5 protein-coding genes and 1 pseudogene are annotated in these 6927 nt (G+C 65.5%); 5 read left to right on the top strand and 1 reads right to left on the bottom strand.

Annotation, left to right across the window (positions count from 1 at the left end):
• From AAG801_RS38880 to AAG801_RS38900, 5 genes are all read left to right on the top strand, one after another.
• A partial coding sequence (locus tag AAG801_RS38880; protein WP_341893233.1) for an iron-sulfur cluster-binding domain-containing protein occupies positions 1-511 on the top strand: 511 nt, incomplete at its 5' end.
• Between the two features lie 55 nt (positions 512-566).
• Positions 567-1673, top strand: a complete 1107-nt coding sequence (locus tag AAG801_RS38885) for a porin (RefSeq protein WP_341893234.1) — start codon at positions 567-569, stop codon at positions 1671-1673.
• Between the two features lie 46 nt (positions 1674-1719).
• On the top strand, positions 1720-3036 hold the full coding sequence (locus AAG801_RS38890; protein WP_341893235.1) for an MFS transporter: 1317 nt from the start codon (positions 1720-1722) through the stop codon (positions 3034-3036).
• A gap of 708 nt (positions 3037-3744) precedes the next feature.
• Positions 3745-5928, top strand: coding sequence for a M1 family metallopeptidase (locus tag AAG801_RS38895; protein ID WP_341893236.1), 2184 nt, complete (start codon positions 3745-3747; stop codon positions 5926-5928).
• A gap of 92 nt (positions 5929-6020) precedes the next feature.
• Positions 6021-6428, top strand: a complete 408-nt coding sequence (locus AAG801_RS38900; RefSeq protein ID WP_341893237.1) for a hypothetical protein — start codon at positions 6021-6023, stop codon at positions 6426-6428.
• A gap of 271 nt (positions 6429-6699) precedes the next feature.
• Here AAG801_RS38900 and AAG801_RS38905 read toward each other — a convergent pair.
• Positions 6700-6927, bottom strand: a pseudogene (locus AAG801_RS38905) (ABC transporter substrate-binding protein); the annotation flags it as partial.

Here is a 6927-nt window from a genome sequence, read left to right on the forward strand (position 1 = left end):
CGACGCCATCGAGGCGCTGGCCACCGAAAAATCGGTGCAGCTCACCTGGCACTTCGACGACGAGAAGGGCGCACCGCCCGACCTCGCGGCGTTGCTGGGCGGCAAGGGCGCCACCAGCCATTACTACTGCTGCGGCCCCACGCCGATGCTCGACGCTTTTGAAAAGAGCTGCGAGCAACTGGGCTACGCCAACGCACACATCGAGCGCTTCGCCGCCGTGCATGTGGAGGCGCCCAGCGCCACACAGACCTGCGTGGTGCAGTGCGCCAAGAGCGGCAAGAGCGTCGAGGTGCCTCCGGGCAAATCGATTCTCGACAGCCTGATCGACGCTGGCCTCACCCCCGACCACAGCTGCAAGGAAGGCGTCTGCGGCGCCTGCGAAACAGCAGTGCTCGAGGGCGAAGTCGATCACCACGACGGCATCCTCACCAAGATCGAACGTGCGTCCAACAAGACCATGATGATCTGCGTCTCTCGCTGCAAGGGCGAGCGGCTGGTGCTGGATATCTGAGCAACAAGGCCCCAACCCACAAGACGGCCGAGAGAAAAACCAACCGAGACATTCAATGAAAAAGTACTTGATCGCGATGGCTGCGGCCACCGCGGCTGGCGGAGCGCTGGCCCAATCTTCCGTGACGCTGTTCGGCGTGGTCGATGCCTCCGTGATCTACACGCGCGGCAGCGGCGACGGATCGGCCCACAAGACGCAGCTGGGCAACAGCGGCAACATGTTCAGCCGCCTGGGTTTCCGCGGCACCGAAGACCTCGGTGGTGGACTCTCGGCCAGCTTCTGGCTCGAGATGGGCCTGCAGAACGACAGCGGCACGGGCTTTCCGTCGAACTCGAACAACCAGGCCAGCGGCAACGGCACGCCGGGCGTGATGAGCTTCAACCGCCGCTCGACCGTGAGCCTGGCCGGTCCCTTCGGTGAAGTGCGCATGGGCCGCGACTACGTGCCCGCCTTCTGGAACACCGCGATCTTCGACCCCTTCGGCACCGGCGGCGGCATCGGCGCCAACCAGATCTACTTCTCGGGCTTGGGCGGCCTGGTGGCGCCCACCGGCACGCGCGCCTCGAACAGCGTCGGCTACTTCCTGCCGGCCAGCCTGGGCGGCTTCTACGGCCAGGTGATGTACGCGATGGGCGAGAACGACTCGACCTCGGTGCTGCCCGGCACGCAGGTGTCGAACAAGCACGACGGCCAGCACACGGGCGCGCGCTTCGGCTACCAGAGCGGCGGCTTCAACGTGGCCATTGCCACCGGCCGCACGCGCTACGCGAGCGGCGATCTGCGCGTGACCAACCTCGGCGCGGCCTACACCTTCGGCCCCTCGCTCATGAACCTCAAGCTCACGAGCGAGCTGTACAAGGAGTCGAAGGGCAGCACCGACGCCAAGGGCGTGCTGGTCGGCTTCCAGCTGCCCATCGGGCCGGGCGAGATCAAGGCCTCGTACGCGCGCTACAGGCTGGAGCCGCTCAACGCGGTGCTCGAGCCCACGACGTCGAAGCTGGCGCTGGGCTACGTGCACAACCTGTCCAAGCGCACGGCGGTGTACGGAACCATTGCCCGCATCAGCAACAAGAACGGCGCAACGCAGGCTTTGGCCGGCGCCATCACGCGGCCCAACCGCGCCTCCAGCGGCGTCGAGTTCGGCATGCGCCACATGTTCTAGGCGCGGCCACAGAGCGCGCCCCCCCAAGCCAGAGAGAGCCCCGGTCATGCAGAGCAAGAACTTCCGTTGGTACGGCGTCATCACGCTGTTCGTGATCGTGGCGATCTCTTACGTCGACCGCATCAACATCGCGGTGCTGATCACCGATGCGGACTTTCTGAAGCACGTCGGGCTCGACCCCTCCGACCGCGTGAGCCAGGGCTTGCTGGCGACGGCCTTCATGCTCGGCTACGGCGTGTCGGCCTTCGTGCTCACGCCGTTCTGCTCGGCGCTGTTCGGTGTGCGGCGCAGCCTGATCTACGGCCTCATCCTGTGGGGCGTGGTGACCTGGGCCTCGCCGATGTTCAACAGCTACGGCCTGCTGCTGGCCTCGCGCGTGCTGCTGGGCGTGTCGGAAGGGCCGCTGTTCTCGCTGGCCTCGTCGTACATCAAGGCGCACTTCAAGAGCGACGAGAACGGCAAACCCAACGCGCTGGTGAACATGGGCACGGGCCTGGGGCTGGCGGTGGGCTATCCGCTGGTGGGCTACCTGCTCACGCAGTTCGATTGGGACAGCTCCTTCCATGTGCTGGGCGTGCTCAACATCGTGCTGGGCATTCCGCTGGTGCTGGCCTTCGTGCGCATGCCGCCGGGGCATGGCGACGGCATCAAGCCCTCGTCGCTCGGCGATGCGATGTCGCGCGTGGCGGGCATCGTGAAAGGCGCGCTGCACACGCGGCACCTGTTCCTCATCACGCTGCTCACGTCGGCCGCGCTGGCCTACCTCTGGGGCAGCAGCAACTGGCTGCCGACCTACCTGCGCGAAGCGCGCGGCTTCTCGCTGCGCGAGATGGGCTGGATCGCCTCGCTGCCGCAGTACGCCACCGTGCTCGCGGTGTTCACAGGCGGCGTGCTCATCGACAAGCTCGGGCGCGACCGCGTGCCCTTCATCTTCATGGGCGCGAGCGCGGGCGTGGCACTGTCGGTGCTACTGGCCATCAATGCGCGCGACCCGTACATGGCGGCGACCTGCCTCGTGGCGGCCAACTTCTTCTGGGGCCTGCAGAGCCCGGCCATTCCGAGCACCGTGCAGCATTGCGCGCGGTCCGAGCACACGGCCAGTGCCTTCGGCGTGACCAACGGCGTGGGCAGTCTCGTGGCGGGCTTCATGCCGGCGCTGATGGGTGGCGTGATCACGGCGGTATCGCACAGCGGTGGTGCAGCGCACACAACCGTGACCGCGGCCTCGTCGGCGGCGGGTTTCTTCGCGGGCTTTGCACTGCTCATCGGCACGCAGGTGGTGGTGTTTGCATGCGGCTTCTTGCTGTGGTGGCGCGAGCGTGCGCAACGCTCCGCTGCAGTCTCTGGTTCACAGCTTTCGTAGTGTTTGACGTGGCTTGAACCTTCGTACTGTGGCCGCTTCGTCACAGTGCATGGCCCGTGTTTTTGTCATCTGCGTGAGCAGGTGTTTCGGGCGCAGAACCATCTTCGTATTGCACGGCATGCACAGCCGGCCATGATGCCGTTCGACCTATCGCGCGCGAACAATTTGAGAGAGAAAAGTTCCGCGACGCGTTGAGCTCATTGCATCGATCAGCTACAACTGCGAGCACTTCAACGGACGAGGGAATGCGCGTGAAATCAACCACAAGAGCCGCAGCCAGTCTTGCCGTCGCCATCGCTTTCGCCATGGCCCCGGCCGTTCACCTGACGGGTGAACGCATCGTGTCGATGCACGGGCACTGAGCCCGGCCCGCGACACCCCACCGCGTTCACACGCTCCCCCCAACACCCCGCGTCTTGACGGGAATGGCGCCGCTCGCCCCGCGCATTCTGGGACCACCGCAGCACACGCGGTGCGGTCCGGCCTGAGCCTGCGTTCCTGACGAACTGGTTGTTCGCCGGGAGGGCGCTGTGCTGCCCGCATTTCTTGCTGATCTGTCGTTCGTTCCACTCATCCCGCGCGCGTCACGTGCATCGCCGGCTATCCGCCGGTGCCTGCGGTGCGGCGCATGTTCCTTACCAAGAGTACCCAGAGGCGATCATGAAATCACTGAATACACCTGTCGTTCATCGTCTGGCTCTCACGGCCGTGACCCTTGCCGCACTGACGGCCTGCGGCGGCGGCGGAGACAGCGGCGGTGGCGCGTCGTTCGGCGGCACGGGCCTGAACGCACCGGGGGCCTCGGCGCCCGCGGCCGACGGCGCAGACAGCACCAAGAAGTCACCCGACGACGGCGTGCCCGCCGCACCCGAATCGGCAGTGGCCGCGGTCGATCGTTCGGCCCGTCCGATGGAACTGCCCGACACGGTCTGGCCCGTCAACTACAAGCTGTGGTTCCGCCCCGATGCAGCGCTCAAGACTTTTGTAGGCCGCGCCGACGTGGAGATCGACGTGCTCCAGCCGGTCGACGCCATCGTCGTCGCCGCGCACGACCTCAACTTTGCACGCGGGCGCACCACGCTGCGCAAGGTGTCGAAGCCGGGCGAGGCGATTCCGCTGATTCCCACGCCGCAGACGCGCGGCGACTTCGTGCAGCTGCGCCTGAACGACGGGCAGATCGCCAAGGGCAAGTACCTGCTGCACATGGAGTGGGACGGCAAGATCCAGTTCTCCGATGCCGAGTACTGCACGCCCGAAGTGCTGGCGAAAAACCCGCTGTGCTCGGCCGCGTCGGGCATCTTCAAGGTGGGCCTGTCCACGCCCGAGGGCGTGAGCAGCGACGCCATCGTGACGCAGGGCGAAACCAACTTCGCACGCCAGTGGTTTCCCGGCTGGGACGAGCCGGCCTTCCGCCACACCTTCGAGATCTCGGCCGAGGTGCCGGGCGAATGGAAGACCGTGTCGAACGGCGCGCAGACCGAGGCCGTGAAACTGCCCGACGGCTACCAGCGCGTGGCCTTCGAGAAGACGCCCTCGATGCCGATGTACCTGGCCTTCTTCGGCGGCGGCAAGTTCGACATCCTGGCCGACAAATTCAAGAACCCGCTCGACGGCAGCGACATGGCGCTGCGCTGGTTCACGCCGCCGGGCCGCTCCGACTGGGCCAAGTTCGCCATGGAGTGGACCAAGGTCTCGATGGACTACTACTACAAGTACACCGGCATCTCGCTGCCCTTCAAGAAGTTCGACACCGTGGCCGCCAACGACAGCTACGACAACAAGCCCAACACCGGCTTCGGTGGCATGGAGAACTGGGGTGCGATCTTCGAGTTTGCCGACGCGGTGCTCACCAAGCCCGGCGACAAGCCCACGCTGTACTCGGTGACCGTGGTCACGCACGAGGTGGCGCACCAGTGGTTCGGCGACCTCGTCACGCTCGACTGGTGGGACAACGTGTGGCTTAACGAGTCGTTTGCGCGGTGGTTCGAACGGCGCACCACCATCAAGTTCCACCCCGAGTACTACAGCTTCTCCGACTACGTGCTCGACAAGCACAACGTGATCGTGGCCGACCTGAAACCCTCGGCCGTGCCGGTGCAGCGCAACCTGAACGATGCGGGTTCGTTCGGCTTCATCAGCCCGTCGATCTTTGTCTACAACAAGGGCAGCCACGTACTGGAGACGATCCAGAACTACATCGGCGAAGAGGCGATGCAGAAGGGCCTGCAGATCTACCTGAAGGACTATGCATACGGCAACGTCACGCCCACGCGCTTGTGGACCTCGCTGGAGAAGGCCACCAACAAGAAGGTCAGTGACATCGGCGACAGCCTCATCCGCCAGACCGGCGTGCCGCTGCTCACGGTCGATGCGCAATGCGCCGGCGACCGCACCTACGTCAACATCACGCAGGAGTCGTTCCCCAACCAGAACCAGTTCCCGGCCTCGACGTGGACCATTCCCGTCACGCTGGCGTACGGCGATGCGATGGAGAAGCGCGAGACCTTCGTGATGTCGAACAACGCCACGCAGGTCGAGCTGCCGGGCTGCTCCGCCGTGCTCGCCGGGCCGACGGGGCAGGACTACTACGTGAGCAACTACAGCGCGCCATCGTGGAGCAACCTGCTGGCCAAGGTGCAGAACTTCGCGGGCAACAAGCCCTTGCTGCTGAACATCGAACGCGATGCCTTCCGCCTGCTGGGCGTGGGGCGTATCACGCAGGCGCAGTACGACCAGATCAAGGGCGTGCTCAACCTGCCGGCGCCGCTGCTCGCCAAGACGCAGGAGAGCCAGCAGAAGATGGCGGCGGTGGAGTCGGGCGGCAAGGAAGAGTACCCGCACGCCCTGCGCTTCCAGGGAAAGCTGCCGCTGCGCGAGAACCAGAAGCGTTGAGTCGGGCTGAGTTGAACTGAGCCTTCTTTCGTGAACCCCGCATGTGCCGCCGGGCGTGCCTGGCGGTGCATGCGTCACCTCATTCGAATCCCATGAAAACACTTCTGAATTCTTTGCTGGCAGTGGCCTGCGTGTCACTGCTCTCGGCCTGCGGCGCGCGCGGCGGACCCGAGACCGAACTGGTCGGCGTCTACGCCGTCGAACGCAACGGCGTGCTCAAGGAGGTCGTCAAGATCGAGCGCGACGGCGACCGCTTCATCATGCGCGACAAGGTGCGCACGCCCGAATGGAGTGAACCCAAGATGCAGATGCAGCCGGTGACGCGCGAGCGCTGGAGCCGCATCACCACCGAGACGGAGCACACGTCTTTCGTCGGCATCTCGAGCGACCAGCTCGGCATCTTCAAGGTGCCGCCCGGGTGGCAGAAGAACGGCTTCAAGACGCAGACGGGCTACTTCCTGTTCTATTCGCAAGGGCCTGTGGAGGCGCACAAGCTTTGATGTTCAGGGCGTCGCTCCCGCCGACGCGGTACCTTGCTCCGCGAATGTCCCCCGCCTTCGGCTCCTCCTTGATTTCGCTGCGCAAGGCACCGCATCGACGTGAGCGAGTTCAGAGCGCCGGTTGATCGGCCCGCACCACGACTGCGCTCAGCGGGCGCAGGACACTGGGTACTTCCCGCAGCGAAATAAAGGAGGAGGGCGAAGCCCGGGGGACATTCGCGGAGGGAAGTACCCGGTGGCCTGTGCACGCGCCCTGAACGGCAGCGCTCAGCTACGGCGCAACGATCGCGCCTTCGATGCGATGGCGCTTCAACGCATCGGCCACAAAACCAGAAGCCTTCATCTCCTCGACAAAGGACGAGAGCAGCGCCTGCGCCTCGGCCCCGCGACTGGCCGGCGTACCCATCGCCTGCTGGATCACCATGAAGCGCCCCGGCAGCACACGCACGCCCGGTGCGCGGGCGGCTTCACCTTCGAGCAGCTGGCGGATGCCAGCCGC

Source organism: Variovorax sp. YR752 (assembly GCF_943372545.1).

What these genes read in the sequence shown, in the direction of transcription:
- AAG801_RS38885 (WP_341893234.1), top strand. Translation starts at nt 567, where the DNA reads ATGAAAAAGTACTTGATCGCGATGGCTGCGGCCACCGCGGCTGGCGGA.
- AAG801_RS38890 (WP_341893235.1), top strand. Translation starts at nt 1,720, where the DNA reads ATGCAGAGCAAGAACTTCCGTTGGTACGGCGTCATCACGCTGTTCGTG.
- AAG801_RS38900 (WP_341893237.1), top strand. Translation starts at nt 6,021, where the DNA reads ATGAAAACACTTCTGAATTCTTTGCTGGCAGTGGCCTGCGTGTCACTG.